18 protein-coding genes and 1 tRNA gene are annotated in these 18,934 nt (G+C 66.1%); 8 read left to right on the top strand and 11 right to left on the bottom strand.

Annotated elements, in window-relative coordinates; translation table 11 throughout:
* Positions 1–45 precede the first annotated feature (45 nt).
* The gene (locus EV278_RS23545) at positions 46–552 is read right to left on the bottom strand and encodes a hypothetical protein (RefSeq protein WP_132096622.1); all 507 of its coding nucleotides are present in this window, start codon (positions 550–552) and stop codon (positions 46–48) included.
* 237 nt (positions 553–789) lie between these two features.
* Between EV278_RS23545 and EV278_RS23550 the strand changes: the two genes are divergently transcribed.
* Positions 790–1,035: a helix-turn-helix transcriptional regulator gene (locus EV278_RS23550; RefSeq protein WP_132096624.1), complete on the top strand. Its 246-nt coding sequence runs from the start codon at positions 790–792 to the stop codon at positions 1,033–1,035.
* Positions 1,036–1,211: 176 nt separating this feature from the next.
* Here EV278_RS23550 and EV278_RS23555 read toward each other — a convergent pair whose 3' ends face one another.
* The 9 genes from EV278_RS23555 to hemC form a co-directional block, all read right to left on the bottom strand.
* Positions 1,212–2,336 (bottom strand): SIR2 family protein, encoded by a 1,125-nt coding sequence (locus tag EV278_RS23555; RefSeq protein WP_132096626.1) that lies wholly within the window; start codon positions 2,334–2,336, stop codon positions 1,212–1,214.
* A 3-nt stretch (positions 2,337–2,339) separates the two neighbouring features.
* The gene (locus tag EV278_RS23560) at positions 2,340–3,926 is read right to left on the bottom strand and encodes a restriction endonuclease subunit S (protein ID WP_132096628.1); all 1,587 of its coding nucleotides are present in this window, start codon (positions 3,924–3,926) and stop codon (positions 2,340–2,342) included.
* The gene (locus EV278_RS23565; protein ID WP_132096630.1) at positions 3,923–5,404 is read right to left on the bottom strand and encodes a class I SAM-dependent DNA methyltransferase; all 1,482 of its coding nucleotides are present in this window, start codon (positions 5,402–5,404) and stop codon (positions 3,923–3,925) included. Before EV278_RS23565 ends, EV278_RS23560 begins: the two co-directional genes overlap by 4 nt.
* Positions 5,401–7,746, bottom strand: coding sequence for a DEAD/DEAH box helicase family protein (locus tag EV278_RS23570; RefSeq protein WP_132096632.1), 2,346 nt, complete (start codon positions 7,744–7,746; stop codon positions 5,401–5,403). Before EV278_RS23570 ends, EV278_RS23565 begins: the two co-directional genes overlap by 4 nt.
* Positions 7,747–8,225: 479 nt before the next feature.
* Positions 8,226–8,301, bottom strand: a tRNA-Thr gene (locus EV278_RS23575).
* Between the two features lie 86 nt (positions 8,302–8,387).
* Positions 8,388–9,935 carry a heme biosynthesis HemY N-terminal domain-containing protein gene (locus tag EV278_RS23580; protein WP_132096634.1) on the bottom strand — a complete coding sequence of 516 codons (1,548 nt, stop codon included), beginning with the start codon at positions 9,933–9,935 and terminating at the stop codon, positions 8,388–8,390.
* Positions 9,932–10,849 carry a hypothetical protein gene (locus EV278_RS23585; protein WP_132096636.1) on the bottom strand — a complete coding sequence of 306 codons (918 nt, stop codon included), beginning with the start codon at positions 10,847–10,849 and terminating at the stop codon, positions 9,932–9,934. The genes EV278_RS23580 and EV278_RS23585 overlap by 4 nt, the downstream gene beginning before the upstream one ends.
* Before the next feature lie 42 nt (positions 10,850–10,891).
* Positions 10,892–11,599, bottom strand: coding sequence for a uroporphyrinogen-III synthase (locus EV278_RS23590; RefSeq protein ID WP_132096638.1), 708 nt, complete (start codon positions 11,597–11,599; stop codon positions 10,892–10,894).
* A gap of 3 nt (positions 11,600–11,602) precedes the next feature.
* Positions 11,603–12,559 carry a hydroxymethylbilane synthase gene (hemC, locus tag EV278_RS23595; protein ID WP_132096640.1) on the bottom strand — a complete coding sequence of 319 codons (957 nt, stop codon included), beginning with the start codon at positions 12,557–12,559 and terminating at the stop codon, positions 11,603–11,605.
* A gap of 71 nt (positions 12,560–12,630) precedes the next feature.
* Here hemC and tsaD point away from each other — a divergent pair, with 71 nt between their 5' ends.
* The 5 genes from tsaD to EV278_RS23620 are packed head-to-tail and all read left to right on the top strand — an operon-like array spanning position 12,631 to position 16,319.
* Positions 12,631–13,746 (top strand): tRNA (adenosine(37)-N6)-threonylcarbamoyltransferase complex transferase subunit TsaD, encoded by a 1,116-nt coding sequence (gene tsaD, locus EV278_RS23600; RefSeq protein ID WP_132096642.1) that lies wholly within the window; start codon positions 12,631–12,633, stop codon positions 13,744–13,746.
* Positions 13,743–14,738: an NAD(P)H-dependent glycerol-3-phosphate dehydrogenase gene (locus EV278_RS23605; RefSeq protein ID WP_132096644.1), complete on the top strand. Its 996-nt coding sequence runs from the start codon at positions 13,743–13,745 to the stop codon at positions 14,736–14,738. Before tsaD ends, EV278_RS23605 begins: the two co-directional genes overlap by 4 nt.
* Before the next feature lie 58 nt (positions 14,739–14,796).
* Entirely contained in the window at positions 14,797–15,078 is a 282-nt protein-coding gene (locus tag EV278_RS23610) for a YciI family protein (RefSeq protein ID WP_132096646.1), read from the top strand.
* 29 nt (positions 15,079–15,107) lie between these two features.
* Positions 15,108–15,476, top strand: coding sequence for a Rieske (2Fe-2S) protein (locus EV278_RS23615; RefSeq protein WP_132096648.1), 369 nt, complete (start codon positions 15,108–15,110; stop codon positions 15,474–15,476).
* Between the two features lie 60 nt (positions 15,477–15,536).
* The gene (locus EV278_RS23620) at positions 15,537–16,319 is read left to right on the top strand and encodes a class I SAM-dependent methyltransferase (protein ID WP_132096650.1); all 783 of its coding nucleotides are present in this window, start codon (positions 15,537–15,539) and stop codon (positions 16,317–16,319) included.
* Between the two features lie 44 nt (positions 16,320–16,363).
* Here EV278_RS23620 and EV278_RS23625 read toward each other — a convergent pair whose 3' ends face one another.
* A complete protein-coding gene (locus EV278_RS23625) occupies positions 16,364–17,113 on the bottom strand; it encodes a creatininase family protein (protein WP_132096652.1) in 750 nt (249 codons plus the stop codon).
* 120 nt (positions 17,114–17,233) lie between these two features.
* On the opposite strand from EV278_RS23625, the gene EV278_RS23630 reads away from it, so the two are divergent.
* Together EV278_RS23630 and EV278_RS23635 are read left to right on the top strand one after the other, a co-directional pair.
* The gene (locus tag EV278_RS23630; RefSeq protein ID WP_132096654.1) at positions 17,234–17,866 is read left to right on the top strand and encodes a peroxiredoxin; all 633 of its coding nucleotides are present in this window, start codon (positions 17,234–17,236) and stop codon (positions 17,864–17,866) included.
* 68 nt (positions 17,867–17,934) lie between these two features.
* Positions 17,935–18,723 carry a hypothetical protein gene (locus tag EV278_RS23635; protein ID WP_132096656.1) on the top strand — a complete coding sequence of 263 codons (789 nt, stop codon included), beginning with the start codon at positions 17,935–17,937 and terminating at the stop codon, positions 18,721–18,723.
* The last annotated feature ends 211 nt before the right edge of the window (positions 18,724–18,934 follow it).

The following is an 18,934-nucleotide window of genomic DNA, read 5'->3' on the forward strand; positions in this document are numbered from 1 at the left end:
CTCCGCGCGCCGGCCTCTTGCCACCCACCAACACCAAGGCTCAAATCAACCCAGGACTCTCGTTATCGCTGGATGAAAAATGGGGGTCACGTCAGCGGCAACATCGCGCGCGAGTTCTTCAGCCGCCGCCGGGTTGGCTTTCTGCTCCTCCTCCCGGTGCGCCTGCTCTTCCTTCAGACGCTTGCTCTCTATCCGCGAAGCTGCCGCTGCTGCTTCCGCCTTGGCCTCCTGCGCGCCCTTTGGTGTTCGCATGTAAGCGTCGTTGACGGCAGAGAAGGTCAAACCCAGGGCCACAACGGCCGGGATAACGAGAGCATAGCTCGCTAGTCGCGCCTTGGCGGGAAACCGGAAAAACAACGGCGGCAACAGCGCAACCGAAACCATCGCCAGACCGGCGATGGAAACGAAGTAAGCCGTAATATCTAGGCCTAAAGCTTGCCGGCCGAACGCGGTCGAAGCTGACATGATCGCGATAAGCGCGAGAAACAAGGCGACTACCCACTGAGCAAGTAACGCCAATATACGCACCATACGACGGACAAAATCCTTCATACAAACCCCCGATACGAGATATAGATTGATGGAAAAATGCGCTGAATATCAGCTCATCATATAAGATACTCAGAGCTGCGCCTCGGACGTATGGAGCGCCTCCTAGCCAGCCGTACCTTTCCCAACGAACACCGGCGATCGACGAGCGATGGCCCCGCTCGCCAGTTTGAAATAACCCGTTCTGGGATATCCCAAGATGGGATTTAACGAAAGCGCCTCACCTCGTAGGGGCGCCCATTGCCGTCATCGGTCTTCACCCAACGGCATCAGGAATTCATTCAATTCCTCGTCGAAGCCCGTAAGGCTGCAGGGGTCACGCAGGTCCAGCTGGCTGAGCGTCTGGGGCGGCCTCAGAGCTTTGTTTCGAAAGTTGAGCGGGGCGAGCGCCGCTTAGACGTGATCGAGTTCTGCCAGGTCGCCGAAGCCCTCGGCCGCGATCCGTCGAAGTTGCTCAAAGAGTTTGTCGATTTGAAAAAGCGCTAGAGCCCTCCTCAGAACGGCACCTCGACGCTCGCGACGCCAGTTTGGGCCGGCGGTTAAATTTCTTCCGCACAGTAGCTGAGCGCCTGCCCCACGTGGTGTGGCAGCGACTGATATCATTTGCGCCTATGAGCAACGAGCGGGCGGCCAGCGAGGAGACAACTCCAACCAGGCTCGACTTATCGCCGAAAATGCATCTCGTTGCGCGCAAGTCGCAGAATTTCTTCGATGAACTCGAACGCGCCTGCAGGGAACCAGATGGGGGTGACGCCGATGCGCAGTAGTGCCGCATTGCGCGCGATCAGAGCCGCCTCATCGCTCGGCAACTGCTCGATGGCGAAGTGCTGCGGCAGGTCCGCCGATTCGGCGAGGGCGCGATTCATGATCGCTTCAAAGACCTGAACCGTTCGATCTTGGTTGAGGCTGCACCCCAGAAACAGCAGGCTGGAGTTGCGGAAGTAGTAGTCGAGCGCCTGCGGGATCGGCAAGCTCGGGTCGATGGCACCGTCACCATAGGCGGCGGCATACTGATTGCGGCTGAGGATGCAGCCGCCAGGCGCGACAATGTCACCATGCAGTTTTAGGATCGTCACGCTGTCTGCATCGGGCGGCGTGAGGATCGTCGCGGGCGTCAAAACCTGCACCGGCCGCCCGCCGCCGACATCGAACGCCTGTTCTAGCAGCCGGTCATAGTTGGTGGTGATGAGCGTGTCTGAAAACAACTCGGCGATCAGGTAATCGGCAGGGGGGATAGTGCCGTTGCGGGAGAAGGCATCGCGCAATTCCTGCCTGAAAACAGGCTGCCCCAGTTGGGCTTCGATGGCGTGGACTATGCCCTCGTAGTCACCGGCGGCGAGCATCGCCTCGACCGCATCGGGAAGCAATCCGGCTGTTCGCCCTTGCTGGCGCAAGTGGTCTTTCCACGTCGGGAAGCCGCCTGGCTGCGATAGTCCCGCACCTATGAACGGCACGACATTGGCAAGGGCTATTTGATCGCAAAGCTGGTCGAAGCGGGTGGTATTGCGGTCGGCCCAGTGCGCATCCGCGCAAAGCTCGGTGAGAGCTTCACGGCTAAGCCACAGGTTACGCTGCACCTGCCGCCATGCCTCGAAGGCGACGCCATATCCCTCGCGGTCGCCGACGAAGAAAGCCTTGCTTGGACTTGCTAGTCCGGCAACCTTCGCCGCCTCACGCGCCTCGACGCCCTCGGCGCCATCGAACCAGTCGTTGAAGTCGCGGTAGTCGCTATATTTGCGGTGCCGGTCTTCCTCACACCAACTCAGCAGGGCAGGTGCCGTGGCCATGGCTCAAGCCGCCGCACGTTCGGTGATGGCGTCGGCAAGGCGCATTTGAGTAAGAGCAGCGTCTTCGATCTGCGCCTTCAGGAGGTCGCACAGCGACATAAGGGTGCCGACGCGTTCAACTGTGGCCCGTTGTACCTCCGGCGACGGCAGAGCTATTGTAACGCCCCGCAGTTTGGCTTGAGAAACGTTTACTTGGCTGGTAGCCATCCCCGATTTTGCTTCTTCGATCTGCTTTGCGGCAGGACCAACTGAAAGTGCGAGTGCGAGGAACGCTCCATTCACTTCGTCGGAAACAGGTCGGAAGCGAATGATCTTATCGGAGATCATCAACCGTGGCCGCGTCGCCTCTACATAACAGCATATTCCGACCCGGTTCATCGGGCCTGCTCGCGTAAAGAGGATATCGCCCGCCTTACATTCAGCAGCCGGGCGCGGCGTCAAATCTGCGGGCAACTCTTTGTTCTGAGCTTCGTCGTAGGTTAGGCGCTGCACCGCCGTCGTCTTCAAGACCCCCCATGCCTCTTCATTCGGGGCTGGCGTCTCCATGCAAGCCGGGCTCCAGCCTGAATCCATAGGGCCGATCAGATCCTCTAGCTTGCGAGTGGGCCATGCATTTCCGCTGTTGGCCACCAGCCGACCGCGCACCGCCAATTCTAGGATAGTCCGTTCGAGCGCCTCGACGCTGGCTGGAGTGGTGAATAGGGCGTCGAAATGGGCTTCGAGGCGGGTCCAGTTCGCGGCGTCTGCGCTCTTTACGAGGGTGGCAAGAAGGGTTTCGACCAGCGTCTGATGCGCCGCCAAGGCTGTCGCGCTCTCGCCCTCCAGCGCATCGCATAGCGCCATCAGCTCATCCACCTTCGCCATAATCCGGCGCTGTTCGGCGATGGAGGGGAGGCGGATTACTGATCCCGCAATCTGCTTGCCGGACAGGTGATCAACTGTGGTGTAGGCCTTGACGCCCTGCAACTGCGTTAATTCGGTTTGTAGCGCCAAGGCGACAAACGGTCGAACAACCTCATCGCCGTAGAATTGCAAGCGTGAGACTCGCTGGTTGAGGAGCGCATCGGGGCCGTCCCAGGTCGCTACGCGGAACTCTCCGTCCATGCTGATGAGATAATCACCCTCATGAACTACGAAATCATCGCGGTAGTCGCCGGAATAGAAAGTACCCGTGAAGGGTTGCCCGACATCGCGGATGCGAATGAGCGGAAGCCCAACCCCTAGCTCATTGAATCCGACAGATTTGAATGCGAACCCGGCTTGCGGATTTGCGAGATCGGCCAAGCGCACCGCAATCCATCCAGCGGGCACGTCCATTGGGGGTATAGCTCCCGCCGCTTTGTTTCCTCTGCCCTCCTGTGCGTCCTTGATCTGCCCAACGCGCTTCATCAACTCGGACGCTGGTTCGTCCGAAGCAACCTGAGGCACCAACTGACCCCGCACAGCAAGATCGAGGATCAGCGCCCGCAAACGCTGAATCCCGTAGAAGCTTATCCGCTTACCGCCGCCGCGCCCCGCGCCGCTCCTGCGTTCCGTGGCGGTAGTCCAGATGTCGAGATGTTCGCTGGCCAGCGCAGAAATCTCGCTCATGCGTCGGCCCGTTTGCCGCCCGCCAGCGCCTCGGCCAGGATCGCCTTCAGGCGGTCGCGCAAGGCCTGGATCTCACCCTGTTGGGCGGCATAGTTGGCCAGCAACTCATCTGGATCATGGCTCTCCCGATCGGGCGCGTGTGGATTCTTGCGGTCAAGGTTGAAGGCGGACGCCTCTACCTCTTCGGCGCTGACGCGCCACGCTTGCTCCGTCTCAACGCGCGCTTTGAAGCCGTCTGCCTCATCGCCCCACCAGTCGCGCTCGGCCGCGAACTCCTCAAACTGCATAGGGCGCGACTTGTTGTAGCTGGTGACGCCTAGCGGATAGGGATGTTCGTAGAACCAAATGTGCTTGGTGGGCGTGCCTTTGGTGAAGAACAGCAGATTGGTCTTGATTCCAGTATAGGGATTGAACACCCCGTTTGGCAGGCGGACGATGGTGTGGAGGTTGCACTCCTCAAGAAGACTGCGCTTGAGCGTGGTCTTCACGCCTTCGCCAAACAGAAAACCATCGGGCAGCACCACTCCCGCGCGCCCGCCGACGCGCAACAGCTTGATAATCAGCGCCATGAATAGGTCAGCGGTTTCCCGCGTGCGCAGATGAGCGGGAAAATTGCTCTCGATCCCGTCCTGCTCCATGCCGCCGAACGGCGGGTTGGTGGCTATCACCGGCACGCGGTCCCGATCGCCGTAGTCGCGATAGGGTTTTTCCAGCGTGTTGCCGTGGCGGATGCCCTCTGGCGTGTCGATGCCATGCAGGATCATGTTGGTGACGCACAGCATATGCGGCAGCGCCTTCTTCTCGACTCCGCGCAGGCTGCCCACCAGCGTCGCCTCATCCTCCGGCGATTTCACGAACTGGCGCTTGTAGTCGATGGTGCAAGCGAGGAAACCCCCGGTGCCGCAGGCGGGGTCGAGCACAATTTCATCGAGCTTCGGGGCCAGCCGGTCGATCATAAAGCGGGTGACAGCGCGTGGAGTGTAAAACTCGCCGGCATTCCCGGCGCTCTGAAGGTCTTTCAGAATCTGTTCGTAGATCGCCCCGAAGGTGTGTCGGTCCTGCGTGTTGTTGAAGTCGATCTCGTTGATCTTGTTGATCACCTGGCGCATCAACGTGCCGGATTTCATGTAGTTGTAGGTATCCTCGAACACGTCGCGGATGACCTGGGCACGCCTGCCGGCCTCGCCGATGGTAGGAAGGCTGTTTTTGAGGGTGAAGAACAGCCCATCGACGAATGTCACAAGCGTCTCGCCGGTAATTCCCTCGCGGTCCTTTGCCCAATTGCGCCAGCGGTATTTCTCCGGAATCGGCGAGCGAAAGTCAGGCTCGGTAAGCTCCAGCTCTTCCTCGCGGTCATCGTAGATTTTTAGAAAAATCATCCAGACCATCTGGCTGATGCGCTGTGCATCGCCATCAACGCCTACATCCTTGCGCATGATGTCCTGAATGGACTTCACCGCGCCTGACACATTGCTCATTCGTTTGCCGCTCGTCCGTAGATTTGAGCTTCAAGCTCGGTCAGCGCGGCGTCGTAAGCCGCTTTGCCACCGAACGCACCCTTGATGATTTCAATAGGGGTGCCGATGCGATCGAACGGGCGCAGGCGAAGCACCTTGGTGTCTTCGATCGTTTCAATGCCTTCATCGGCATACTTGTCGAGCAAGGCCTCCAGCACCGCCCGCGCCTGATCGCCATACTTGGCGAAATAGTTGCGCTTGCGCACCTTGTCCGCGCGCTCTCGGCGGGTGAGTGGCGGCTGATCGTAGGCGATATGTGCGAGCAAATCGAAGTCGCTCACATCCTTTCCTACCTCGGCTTGCAGATTGGCGAGGACGACGCCGTGTTCCTCAAGCTCTGCGATGATCGCCTGCTTTCGGTCGCTGGCATTCCACTTGGCGATGAACTCATCCAGCGAACGATATTCGGCCAGCACCGCCTTCTTCGCGAACTCTCGATAGCTTTCGGTGATCAGTGTGCCGTCGCTGCCGACATATTCGATCCGTTCGGCAATGATGTGGACAGGCACGCCTGACACGACCAGCTTCGTACCGCTGGGATCATCGTCATCAACATCGTCGCCGGGATCGCCGTCGTCGGGATCGGGCGGGACCGGCGGGTCATCGTCCTCCGGCTCGTAGATCACCACCGGCTCCCCGTCGAAATCAGGATCGCGGAACAGCTCGGTCGCTTTCTTGAAGTCCATGATCGTGAAAAAATACTTGTTGTGATCCTCGTCGATGCGGGTGCCTCGGCCAATGATCTGCTTGAACATTGTCATGGAGGTGATCGTTCGGTCGAGCACGATCAGCTTGCAGGTTTTGGCGTCGACGCCAGTGCTCAAGAGTTGAGAGGTCGTAGCGATGACCGGGAACGGCTGCTCTGGGTCGATGAAGTTGTCGAGTTGTGCCTTGCCCTCCACGCTGTCACCGGTGATCCGCATAACGTAGCGCGGGTTCTCGCGCGCGATACTGCCGGCGGCGTTTACGATCGCGGCGCGCATGCGTTCGGCGTGATCGATGTCCTCGCAGAAGATGATCGTTTTCGACATCGGATCGGTCGCTTTGAGGAAGCGCATCACCCGCTCAGCAACCAGCTTGGTGCGCTGGTTGAGCACCAGCACTCTGTCCATGTCCATGCGGTTGTATTCGCGTTGCTCGATCTCGTTGCCGAGGTCGTCTTTCATGCCCGCAGGCGGAGTCCAACCCAGCAAGTCCTTGTCGATGTCGATGCGGATGACCTTGTAGGGCGCAAGGAAGCCATCCTCGATTCCCTGCTTCAGGCTGTAGGTGTAAGCCGGCTCGCCAAAGTAGGTGGTGTTGGAGACGTACTCGGTCTCCTTCGGCGTAGCGGTCATGCCGATCTGGATGGCACCTTCGAAATAATCGAGGATTTCGCGCCACGCGCTATCTTCCGCCGCGCTGCCGCGATGGCATTCATCGACAATGACGAGGTCGAAGAAGTCGCGAGATACCGACTTGAATATTTTATCAGTTTCTTCCTGTCCGGTAAGCGCCTGATACAGACCAAGGTGAATTTCGTATGCGGGATCTATCTTGCGGTTGCGGACCTTGGTCATGTGCTGACCGAAGGGCTTGAAGTCGTTCACCAGCGTTTGATCGACGAGGATGTTACGGTCGGCGAGGAACAACACGCGCTTCGCCTGCCCGGCCTTCCAAAGTCTCCAGATAATCTGGAAGGTTGTGTATGTCTTGCCGGTGCCCGTCGCCATCACCAGCAGCACCCGACGATCTCCTCTCGCGATGGCTTCGATGGTCCGATTGATTGCCTCGATCTGGTAATAGCGCGGTTCTTTGCCTGAGCTATCCAGGTGATAAGGCTGCTCGACAAGCGGCTCTTGCTCGGGCGCGATGCCGTGAAAGAGGCAGTAGCGGAGGTAAAGCTCCCGAGGAGACGGCAGGCCGTCCATGGTCAGGACGGATTCAGTATCTTCGCCATCAGTGGCCACACGGTTGTGCTGAGCGAAGCCATCTCCGTTCGAACTAAATGCTGTCGGAAGATTCAAGATTTCAGCATAGCCCAGAGCCTGCTGTAATCCGTCGCTCACGCCGTGCTTGTTGTCCTTCGCTTCGATGATCGCCACCGGTAGCCCGGGCTGCCAAGACAGAACATAGTCGGCGAATTTGCGCTTCTTTTTGTTTCTAGACGATAGATTTCCGCGAACAATAACTGGTCCGGGAGTAAGCGTTACTTCACGCCTGACTTGCCGCAGCTGATCCCAACCGGCGTTAGCGATCGCCGGCGTAATGAACAGATCGCAGACATCGCTTTCGCTCAACTTTTCCTTTTCAGTTTTGTCCACTATGCCCCCTCATCGGAGAGTCGATTCTCCTCGCGGTTCGCCTTTGCTGCAAGGACGCCTGCAACAGGCTACTTATGCCCCGACTGCCTGACAACATGGTTTGAACCGTCGGGCAGCTGGGATTTGCAGGCACTTAAAGGCGTTTCTCGGAAGCCCAAAGAGCCGGTTTGCAAGGAAACGGGGCTGAGCCGCCGTCCCGCGTCGGATGTATGAACGTGGGCAGGGCCCCCTTTCCCTTCGCCCCCTCACTAAGAATGCGAAGCTGCCTCGCCAGAGCGGGCCTTGCAAAATTATCTTTGGGCCATGGCCAGCCGAAGCACCTGCTCTGCCCGCTTCAGCGGTCCAGCCGTGGTTGACGCTTGCTTCCGATGGCCATCCCTTCCGAAAGGTACACCCAGCAGGGCCCCACGCCAGACCAAGCGTAAGGGTCTCTACGCCCATCGCGCAGTGGCTTCTTAGCTAGAGGTGCTTTGGGAAGGTGGTGCCGCTTACAGGACTCGAACCTGTGACCCCCTCATTACGAATGAGGTGCTCTACCAGCTGAGCTAAAGCGGCGCGCTTCGTCTCCGGACCGGTCGAAACAGGCTCGGAAGACACTGGTGTTCCCGCCGCCAAATCACCGATCCGGCGCGAGGAGGGGCCTATTTAGCGGCGCGCGGGCCGCTTGCCAAGCGTCGGCGTGAACCAGCGTTGCGGCGAGGCGCCGGACCGCCCGTTTCAGGCTCCAAGGACGGCGCCGGATCGAAGCCGCCCGGCCCAACGCCGGGATCGTCCGGAATGGGCATCAGGGCCCCGCCCGTCTCGGCCGCCCGGACGAACGGCGTGGATTCGACATAGGCCGAAGGCAGCTGGGGCAGCTCGCTCATCGCCCGTTCGCGACGTTCGAAGCGCGGATGGATCAGTTGGCCGGTCTCGGCGTAGCTGAGGGTCAATCGCGCCCAGTCCTCGCGGGCATAGGCGAAGGCGCGGCCTTCGGGATCGAGGTCCGACCAGTCGGCTTCCTGCGGCGCGGCCACGCCCCGGGCGACCCAGGCGCGGGCCTCGTCGGCCTCGCCATTGGCGTAGGCGACACGGGCCATCAGGCCGGCGACGCGGGCCGTCAGGGCTTCCTCGGGCAGCAGCCGGGCCGCGGCCCGGGCCGCGATCGGATCGCCGCCGATCAGCGCGCACTCCGCCGCCAGCAGCCGACTCTCGCGAGCCTCCGGCTTCAGGTTGGCCAGGGCGGCCAGGCGGACCGCCCGCAGCCTGGGGGTCTCGCTGGTCTTCAGGTCGCGATAGGCCAGCCACAAGGCCGGGTGCGGCGCCTGCTTCCACGCGGCCTCGATCAGGGCTGCGGCCTTGGCGGTCTTGCCGTCGGCGGCCAGCAGGCGCGCGGCCATCACCACGCCGGGCGCGAAATCGGGCTTGAGCCGGGCGGCCTGGGTCGCGAAATCCAGCGCCTGGGCCAGGACCTTGGGGTCGTCCGAGTCCTCCAGGCCCGCGGCCGAGGCGGCCAGCAGCGCGGCCCTGGCCCGTTCCGCGACCAGGGGCGGCACGATCTTGCGTTCCAGAGCCCCCTGGACCAAGGCCAGTGCCGCCGACCAGTCGCCGGCCTCCAGCCGGGCTTCGAGCAGGGCGCGCCAGGCCCAGCGGGCGGTGCGGGCCAGGCCATAGGCGGTCTCGGCGTGCCGCAGGGCCAGGGCCTTGTCCCCCTCGGCCAGGGCGGTCTGCATCAGGCCCCGCAGGCCCGCCAGGCGCATTTCCGGAAAGCCGAGCATGGCGTTATAGGCTTGGCGAGCGGCGACGTGGTCGCCCGCCGCCTCGGCGGCCTGGGCGGCCAGCACCCGGACCAGGGCCGGAGCGTCCTCGGCGAGCTCGGAGGCCTTCTGGGCCAGGCGCCGGGCTTCGGAGCCGTCACCGGCCGCCGCGGCCAGGAAGCCCCGCGACAGGGCCTCGACGCCCTGCTTGCGCTTGGCCTCGGTCCGAGCCCTCGCGGCGCGACGCGGCGCCTCGACCACCCACAGCAGGCCGCGCCACAGGATGGTGGCCAGGAGGGCGGTGAACAGGGTCAGCAGAGCGGCGGCGGCGGCCGTCATCTCCACCCGCCAGCCCATCCAATCCAGACTGGCCGCGCCGGGCTCGCCGGTCAGGGCGACCACCGCCACGCCCAGGGCGGCGACCAGGAAGAAGATGATCGCCGCGCGGATCACGGGGCCACCGGTTCGGCGGGGGCGGCGGGAGCCGACGCGCTCGGCGGGGGACGCCTCACCTGCTCCAGTCCCGTCAAGGCGTCGGCGCGGATGGCGGCGACGTGACGGTCGATCTCGACCCGACGCTCGGCGGCGGCGCGCCAGGGGGCCAGGACAGCCTTGGCCGGCGCCGGCAAGGTCTCGACGGCGGCCAGCGCCCCCTCGATGTCGCCCTCGTTCAGCAGCTTCTGCGCGCGCCCCAGCACCGCGTCGGGGGTCGAGCCCTGGGTCGAGCCGACCTGGCGGATCGAGACGATGCTGGACAGGGCGTGGCGCAGGCGCGCCAGGAAGTCCGCGTTACGGCCGGGGTCCCGGGCGGCGACCGCAGCGCGCCCGGCCAGGGTCTCGAACTCGTCGGCGAGACCGGCGCGGGTCGGCGCGCCGTCCTGGGCCAGGCGCGCCAGGGCCCGCAGGTCCGGCGACAGGGGCAGCACCCGCTCCAGGCTGGCCAGTTCCTCGGCGAACGGTCGCGCGGTGCGGGCGGCGTCGGCCAGGGTGGCGGCGGCAAGAGCGGCGCCGGCGGCGTCCAGGGCCCGCTGCTGGCCGGTCTCCAGAACCGCAACCCGCCCTTCCAGCTGGGCGACGCTCTCCGGCGCCGGGGGCGGGACGGCGGCGACGCTGGGCGCCCCGTAGAGCGGCCGCTCGGCGACCGAAGGCGATAGGACCGGATCGCCCGCGGGCTGGTGGATCGCCGGCGGCGGCTTGGCGCGGGAGAACCAGGTCGGACCGAATCGCGCGAGGGCCGCGCCCGCCGCCACGCAGACGATCCCGAAGACGATCAGCGCCCAGAAGCCCGGCCCCAGCAGGCGGCGACGGCCATACAGCGCCGGGTCGCGCGGCGCGTCGGAGTCAACGGGATCGGGAGCGAGCGTCATGCGCCATTCGTGCCCCACACGGCCGCGCCGCGCAATGTTGAGCTAGGGCGTGAGCAGCGCCAGAAGCGCGGTTTCATTCGGGTGCGGCGCGGACGTCACGCCGCCCAGCCGCCCGGCCGGCGCCAGTCCGTCGAGCGGCCGGGCCACGGCCGCCGACAGGCACAGCGCCCGCAGCCTCGGCGCGGGGCGTTCCGCAAGCCAGTGCGATAGCGCCCGCGCGGCGCGTGGCGAATGCAGCAGCACCGCTTCCATCTCGCCGAGCTCGGCGAGAGTGGAGGGCGAGGGATCGCGCTCGACGGTCTCGTAGACCGCCAGTCGCCAGGCGTTAAGCCCGGCGGAAACCAGGGGCGCGACCAGATCGCCGGCCGGTTCCAGGGCCGAGGGATGCAGCACCGCGCCATCCATCCGCCCGGCGTGGTCCAGGATCAGGCGCGCCAGGGCTTCGACGTCGCCGGCGGCCGAGATGACGGTCGAGAACCCCGCCTCCCGCGCCGCCCGCGCGGTCCTGTCGCCGACCGCGAACACCAGCCGCTCCCGGTCGGCGTCGAGACGGGCGAAGGCGGTCACGCCGTTGACGCTGGTGAAGGCCAGAGCCGCGACGCCGGCCAGGTCGACGGGCGGAGAAAGGTCGCAGACGTCCAGCAGCGGGTCGACCAGCGGCGTCAGGCCCATGGCCTCCAGGCGGGCGGCGGTGGCCTCCGCGCCTGGCGAGGCCCGCGTGACCCAGATCCGCCGTGCGCCGCCGGTCATCGCCTAGTCCGTCAGGATCAGGGCCGAGCCGCCCTCGGTCCTGACCGCGCCGCCCAGGTCCAGCCCCAAGGCCCGGGCCTCGTCGACCGCCTCGGCGCTGGACAGGGTGATGGAGCCCTCGCGCCGGAAGCGCTGGACGCCGTCGGGGGTCAGGGCCTCGACGATCAGGGTCAGGTCCAGGCCGTCCAGCCGGGCGTGGGCCCCGACCGCGGTGCGGCAAGAGCCCTCAAGGGCGTAGAGCGCGCCGCGCTCGGCGGCGACCGCCAGGGTGGTGGCCTGGCAGCGCACGGCCCGCAGCCAGGGCAGGTCGGCATCCTCGGCCCGGGTCTCGATGACCAGCGCCCCCTGGCCCGGCGCCGGCGGGGCGGCCAGCGGATCGAGCCAGCTGCGGGTCAGGGGACCCAGGCCCAGGCGGTTGAGGCCCGACTGGGCCAGCAGGATGGCGTCGGCCTCGCCGCGCTCCAGCTTGGCCAGGCGCGTATCGACATTGCCGCGCAGCATGACGATCTCGAGGTCGGGCCTTACATGCAGGGCCTGGGCCTGGCGACGCAGGGACGCGGTGCCCAGACGCGCGCCCTTGGGCAGATCTTCCAGCCGCTCGGCCACGCGGCTGATGAAGGCGTCGCGCGGATCCTCGCGCTCGGGCGTCGCGGCCAGCACCAGGCCGGGCGGCAGTTCGGCGGGCATGTCCTTCAGCGAATGGATCGCGCAGTCGATGCGGCCGTCCAGCAGGGCCTCCTCGATCTCCTTGGTGAACAGCCCCTTGCCGCCGATCTCCATCAGCCGGCGATCCTGGATGCGGTCGCCGCTGGTGACGATCGGGATCAGCTGGGCGAAGGCGCCCGGATCGTCGCCGGGACCGGCGCCGAGGGCCGCCGCGATGCGGGCCTGCATCAGGCCGGACTGGGCCAGCGACAGCTTCGAGCCGCGCGCGCCGATGCGGATGGGTTGCCGGGACACGGTGGGGACGTTACCTGCAGAGCGAAGAAGAGCCTTCGCTGCTACAGGAGCAGCGAGACCCCGGCAACCGAATGACGCCCCTTACGAAGTCGACCCTCACGATCCTCGGCCTGGAGACCAGCTGCGACGAGACCGCCGCGTCCGTCGTGCGGCGGGATGCGGACGGCCGCGTCGAGGTGCTGTCGTCGATCGTCGGCACCCAGTTCGAGCAGCACGCCCCGTTCGGCGGGGTGGTGCCTGAGATCGCGGCCCGCGCCCATGTCGAGGCCGTCGACGCCGTCGCCGCCGAAGCCATGCGTACGGCGGATATCGGCTTCGACGCCCTGGACGGGGTGGCCGCCACCGCCGGCCCGGGCCTGGTGGGCGGGGTGATGGTCGGCCTGGCGTTCGGCAAGGCCGTGGCCCTGGCCCGCGACCTGCCGCTGGTGGCCGTCAACCACCTGGAGGGTCACGCGGTCTCGGCCCGGCTGGGGGCGTCGATCGATTATCCTTTCCTGCTGCTGCTGGTCTCCGGCGGTCATTGCCAGCTCCTGGACGTGGCCGGGGTCGGGGCCTGCACCCGCCTGGGCACCACGATCGACGACGCGGCCGGCGAGGCCTTCGACAAGATCGCCAAGAGCCTGGGCCTGCCCTATCCCGGCGGTCCGGCCCTCGAAAAGCTGGCGGCGTCCGGCGACCCGGCCAAGTTCGACCTGCCGCGCGCCCTGCTGGGCCGCAAGGACTGCGACTTCTCGTTCTCGGGCCTGAAGACCGCCGCCGCCCGGCTGGCCGAAAGGATCACCCCTGATCAGGCTGGCGACCAGCAGCGCGCCGACCTGGCCGCCGCCGTGCAGTTCGCCATCGCCCGCCAGCTGTCCGAACGCACCGACCGGGCCATGAAGCTCTATGCCGCAGCCCACCCGGGCCAGGGCCTGCGCTTCGTGGTGGCCGGAGGCGTGGCCGCCAACGGCGCGGTGCGCGCGGCCCTGCAAAGGAACTGCGCCGACAACGGCTTTTCGTTCGACGCCCCGCCCCTGGCCTATTGCACCGACAACGCGGCCATGATCGCCCTGGCCGGCGCCGAGCGGCTGGCGCTGGGGATCTCCGACGACCTGGACGCCGTGGCGCGTCCGCGCTGGCCCCTGGACGAGGCGGCGGCGTTATCCAATCCGAGCAACAGTTTCGGCCGCAAGGGAGCCAAAGCGTGAAGTTCAATCATGCGGGCGTCATCGGCGCCGGGGCCTGGGGCACGGCCCTGGCCCAGGTCGCGGCCCGGGCGGGCCTCCAGGTCACCCTGCAGGCCCGCGAGTCCGAAGTCGTCGCCTCGATCGCGGCCGAGCGCGAGAACACGATGTTCCTGCCCGGCGTGAAGCTGGAGGACGCCGTCACGGCCGCGCCCGGCCTGGACGCCCTGGCCGGCTGCGACCTGATCCTGGCCGTGCCGCCGGCCCAGCACCTGCGCTCGGCCCTCACCGCCCTGAAGCCGCACCTGAAAGCCGGCGTTCCGGTAGTGCTGTGCTCCAAGGGCGTCGAGCAGGGCACGCTGAAGCTGATGAGCGACGTCGCCGCCGAGGTGTTACCGGACGCGCCGATCGCCGTGCTGTCGGGGCCCAGCTTCGCCGGCGAGGTGGCGCGCGGCCTGCCCACCGCCGTCACCCTGGCCTGTGAGGACGAGGCCCTGGGCCGCCGGATCGGCGAGGCGATCGCCATCCCCACCTTCCGCCCCTACTGGGCCGCCGACGTGATCGGGGCCGAAGCCGGGGCGGCGGTCAAGAACGTCCTGGCCATCGCCTGCGGCATCTCCGAAGGCAAGGGCCTGGGCCGCAGCGCCCACGCCGCCCTGATCACCCGCGGCTTCGCCGAACTGACCCGCCTGGCCGTGGCCCTGGGCGGCAAGGCCGAAACCCTGGCCGGGCTGTGCGGCCTGGGCGACCTGGTCCTGACCTGCTCCAGCCCGCAGTCGCGCAATATGAGCGTCGGCCTGGCCCTGGGCGGCGGCCAGACCCTGGCCCAGGCCCTGGCCGGCAAGGTCTCGGTGGCCGAGGGCGTCGCCTCGGCGCCGGCCGTCCGCGCCCTGGCCCGGTCCCTGGGCGTCGAGACCCCGATCTGCGAAGCCGTCGCCGCCATCCTGGCCGGCGAGGTCGACGTCGACAGCGCCATTCTTGGCCTGCTCTCGCGGCCGCTGAAGGCCGAGGCCTGACTCCGTTTGGGGACAGGCGCATGCGCCTGTCCCCGTCCGCACCCTGAAAGGAACGCCCATGCCGCTCTACGCCATCATCTGCAAGGACAAGCCCGGCGCGCTCGAAACCCGCCTGGCCACCCGCCCCACCCACCTCGACTATCTGAACAACAGCCCGAACCTGAAGCTGGCCGGCGCCCTGCTGGACGACGACGGCAATCCGATCGGCTCGATCATCGTGGTCGAGGCCGAAGACAAGGCCGCCGCCCAGGCCCAGGCCGACAACGACCCGTTCACGGCCGCCGGCGTGTTCGAGAGCGTCGAGGTCCGCTTCTGGCGGCTGGCGATCGGCTCGCTGTAGCCTGGACGGCGCGGAAGAGCACCTAGCCCATGTCTCGCACCGATCCCGCCAATCCGGCCCGGCCCGCCGTCGGCGCCGTCCTGTGTCCGCTGGACGAGATCGCCTCGCCCGGCGCGCGGGGTTTCCGGTTCCGGGCCGGAGACGCCGTGTTCGCCGGCTTCGTGGTCCGGCGGGGCGAGACCGTGGTCGGCTACATTGACAGCTGTCCGCACGCCGGCTGGCCCCTGGCCGGGCCGAACGGCCGCTTCCTGACCCGCGAGAACGACCTGATCCTCTGCGCCGGCCACGCGGCCCTGTTCCGGATCGACGACGGCGCGATGGTCGCCGGCCCCTGCCAGGACGTCGCCCTGACGCCCTGGCCGGTGCGGGTCGAAGGTTCGCATATCGTTGTTGGCTAGAACCTCGTCTTAACCCGTTCGACCTAGGCTTGCGCCCGACACAAACCGGGAAACCGCGCCATGGCCGACGGGTCCACGACCAATTTCGACGCCGAACTGACCGACGCCCAGGACGCCCGCGGCCTAGGGGCCAAGCTGCGGTCGTTCGCCAAGGTCAATCCGCGCTTCGCCCCGGACCTGGCCCGCACCATGCTGGCCAAGCGCGACCATTCGGTGGTCGACGCCTTCAACGCCCACAGCGAGAAGATCGGCTACGAGTTCACCTCGGGCTGGGCTTCGAACAACATCCCGTTCGTCACCCCGCTGCTGCGCGATTTCGCCGGCAAGCGCGGCGAGGCGCCGATCCGCTACCTTGAGATCGGGGCCTATGAAGGCCGCAACCTGGCCTTCATGGACTGGCTGATGCCGGACCGCCTGGACGTCACCGTCATCGACCCCTGGTTCGACGAGACGCTGAACCCGGAAGAGAAGTACCACGCCGTCGAGCCACGCTTTCACCGCAACATGGCCCGCACCTCGTTCCGCTCGATGACAGCCCGCAAGGGGTTCTCGACCTACGAACTTCCCCGGATGCTGGCGGCGGGCGAACAGTTCGACCTGATCTATGTCGACGGCAGCCACACGGCGCTCGCCGTGCTGATCGACCTGTGCTTCTGCGCCAGCCTGCTGAGCGTGGGCGGCATGATGGTGCTCGACGACTATTGGCACGACATCAGCGAGATCGGCGGCCCAGGCGTCAAACAGGCCACCGACCAGTTCTACGCCGCCTTCGGACGCTATTTCGAGATCACCGCGGTTTACCGGCAGGTGGCCCTGACCAAGATCGCCGAGATCCCGCGGTAGACCCCGATTGGGGACAGGCCCATGGGCCGGTCCCCAGCCGCATCCTAGACCGGCGTCTCCGCCGAGAACTCGGCCAGGTCCTCGATCAGCGACCTGGCGGCCTGGGCCACCAGCGCCCCGCCCTTTTCGGGCGTGGCCTGGGCCGGGTCCGAGCCCATGCGGCCGTCGGCGTAGCGCGCGCGGAAGTCGAGCGCCTCGCGGATCGGTCCGGTCGGGGCGATCTTCGGTTCATAGGCGGCGGTCTTGATGCTTTCCGGATAGGCCCATTGCGTCACCGCGATCTCCGACGGGGTGGCATGGCTGCCGTGCCCGACCGGGAACTGCTGGTTGGCCAGACTCAGCACCCCCTTCAGGTCCCACCAGTTCTTCAGCTTCAGGGCGAACGGCGCGCGCGCCTGGCGGAAGCTGTACTCGGCGTAGATCTCCGAGAAGGCCGCCTCGATCGAGGCGACGTTGCCGCCGTGGCCGTTGAGGAAATAGATCTTCTCGAAGCCGTGGGCGGCCAGCGAGCGCACCCAGTCGCCGATCGCGGCGATGAAGGTCGAGGGCCGCAGGAAGATCGTCCCCGGAAAGGCCAGGTGGTGCTGGGCCATGCCGATATTGAAGGTCGGGGCCACCAGCACGCTGTCCGACAGTTTCGACGCCTCGTGTGAGATGATCTCCGGACACAGCCAATCGGTGCCCAGCAGCCCCGTCGGCCCATGCTGCTCGTTCGAGCCGATCGGCACCACCACCGTCTTCGAGGTCTGCAAATAGGCCTCGACCTCGGACCAGGTCGAAAGGGCGAGCAGCATGGCTGGAAACTCCGCGAGAAATCCTGAACGGCGCGGGCAAGGGCGCGCGCCTACAACTTGGGCACGGCTTTACGCCCATCCTAGGGGGAAGCCGACCCCTTGCGGACAGGAGAACCATCCATGGCGCTGCAGCTTGGCGACATCGTTCCGGACTTCACCCAGGCCTCGACCGAGGGTCCGATTCATTTCCACGACTGGGGCCAGGGTTCCTGGGTGGTGCTGTTCTCGCACCCCAAGGACTACACCCCGGTCTGCACCACCGAACTGGGGACCGTGGCCAAGCTGAAGCCGGAGTTCGACCGGCGCAACGTCAAGGTGATCGGTCTCTCAGTGGACGGCCTGGAGAACCACGGCGGCTGGGCGGCCGACATCGAGGAAACCCAAGGGCAGAAGCTGAACTTCCCGCTGATCGCCGACACCGACCGCTCGGTGTCGAACCTCTACGGCATGATCCACCCCAACGCCTCGGACACCCTGACCGTACGCTCGGTGTTCATCATCGACCCGAACAAGAAGCTGCGGCTGTCCCTGACCTATCCGGCCTCGACGGGTCGGAACTTCGATGAAATCCTGCGGGTGATCGACAGCCTGCAGCTGACCGACGGCCACAAGGTGGCCACCCCGGCCAACTGGACCCAGGGCGGCGACGTGATCATCGTCCCCTCGGTCGACAACGAGACGGCCAGGACGCTGTTCCCCAATGGCTGGGACGAGCAGAAGCCCTATCTGCGGGTGGTCAAGCAGCCGGCCTGATCGGCGAGCCTTGGACGGCGCATACCAAACGCGGTAGGCGAGGCCTGCGCGTTCAAGGCCGAGGCCCCATGACATCGATCCTGCTCGTCCTGGTCCTCGCGGCGACGACCATCGCTTCACCGGCCCAGGATCTGGCCGGCAACCGGCTCGAGGCCTTCGCCGCGACGCCGCCGCAAGGGCCCGAGGGCGCACCGCCGCTGCATTGCACCGCGGATCGCGACTGGTGCGCGGAGATCAGCCGCGATGTCGATCAGAACACCTCGATGCTGCACGTGTTCACCGGAACGCCGACCGGCCAGCCGCCCGCCGCGACCTTGGACCTGGGCAGCGACGATAACGATGACCTGACGCTGTGGCCCTCCATCGTCCGCATCGCCGGACCCGGGTCAGAAGTCATCATCGGCGTCCAACGCCATGCCAGCGCCAGCTATTCGGGCGGCGGCGGCGGGGCGACGCAGCTCCAGTTGATCCGGGTGGTGGGCGACGAGGCCAAGTCGATGCTCGCCGTCCCGATCTCAGGGTCGCTGATGATCCGCGCCTGCTTCGACGAGCGGGACATGAAGGCCCGGCGAGGCGCGTGCCACGACGAATACAGCTTCAGCGGCGACCTGACGCTAGACCCGACCACCGCCCAGGGCCCGCCTCGCCTGCTGTTCGAGACCCTGGCCACCGCCTTTCCGGCCGGCGCGTCCCGCAACGGCGATTCGACGGCGCGCGGCCGCCTGCGCGAGAGCGACCTGAAGCCGACCCGCGACCCGGCCTGCAGCTATCGCCGCGTCTTCACGCTCGACCCGGTGTCGGACGTCTATACGCCCGACAGCCCCCTGCCCGACTGCAGCGACTACACCGCGCCCTGAACGGACGATCGTTTGCGAGAAATCACAGTGGTCTTCTTGCGCGACACGCGCCGCCGCGCATAAGTCCGCCGCAACAAGCTCAAGGGAGTGGACGGCGTGAGCGACGGACAGGTTTTTCCGGTTCCCGACGACTGGGCGGGCAAGGCCCATATCGACGCGGCGGGCTATGAGGCGGCGCTGGCGCGGGTGGAGGCCGATCCGGAGGGCTACT

This window comes from Caulobacter sp. BK020 (assembly GCF_004342605.1).
GTDB lineage: Bacteria > Pseudomonadota > Alphaproteobacteria > Caulobacterales > Caulobacteraceae > Caulobacter.

Coding starts and splice junctions, on each gene's coding strand:
- EV278_RS23545 (WP_132096622.1), bottom strand. CDS start 552: ATGAAGGATTTTGTCCGTCGTATGGTGCGTATATTGGCGTTACTTGCT.
- EV278_RS23555 (WP_132096626.1), bottom strand. CDS start 2,336: ATGGCCACGGCACCTGCCCTGCTGAGTTGGTGTGAGGAAGACCGGCAC.
- EV278_RS23560 (WP_132096628.1), bottom strand. CDS start 3,926: ATGAGCGAGATTTCTGCGCTGGCCAGCGAACATCTCGACATCTGGACT.
- EV278_RS23565 (WP_132096630.1), bottom strand. CDS start 5,404: ATGAGCAATGTGTCAGGCGCGGTGAAGTCCATTCAGGACATCATGCGC.
- EV278_RS23585 (WP_132096636.1), bottom strand. CDS start 10,849: ATGACGCTCGCTCCCGATCCCGTTGACTCCGACGCGCCGCGCGACCCG.
- EV278_RS23590 (WP_132096638.1), bottom strand. CDS start 11,599: ATGACCGGCGGCGCACGGCGGATCTGGGTCACGCGGGCCTCGCCAGGC.
- tsaD (WP_132096642.1), top strand. CDS start 12,631: ATGACGCCCCTTACGAAGTCGACCCTCACGATCCTCGGCCTGGAGACC.
- EV278_RS23610 (WP_132096646.1), top strand. CDS start 14,797: ATGCCGCTCTACGCCATCATCTGCAAGGACAAGCCCGGCGCGCTCGAA.
- EV278_RS23615 (WP_132096648.1), top strand. CDS start 15,108: ATGTCTCGCACCGATCCCGCCAATCCGGCCCGGCCCGCCGTCGGCGCC.
- EV278_RS23620 (WP_132096650.1), top strand. CDS start 15,537: ATGGCCGACGGGTCCACGACCAATTTCGACGCCGAACTGACCGACGCC.
- EV278_RS23625 (WP_132096652.1), bottom strand. CDS start 17,113: ATGCTGCTCGCCCTTTCGACCTGGTCCGAGGTCGAGGCCTATTTGCAG.
- EV278_RS23630 (WP_132096654.1), top strand. CDS start 17,234: ATGGCGCTGCAGCTTGGCGACATCGTTCCGGACTTCACCCAGGCCTCG.
- EV278_RS23635 (WP_132096656.1), top strand. CDS start 17,935: ATGACATCGATCCTGCTCGTCCTGGTCCTCGCGGCGACGACCATCGCT.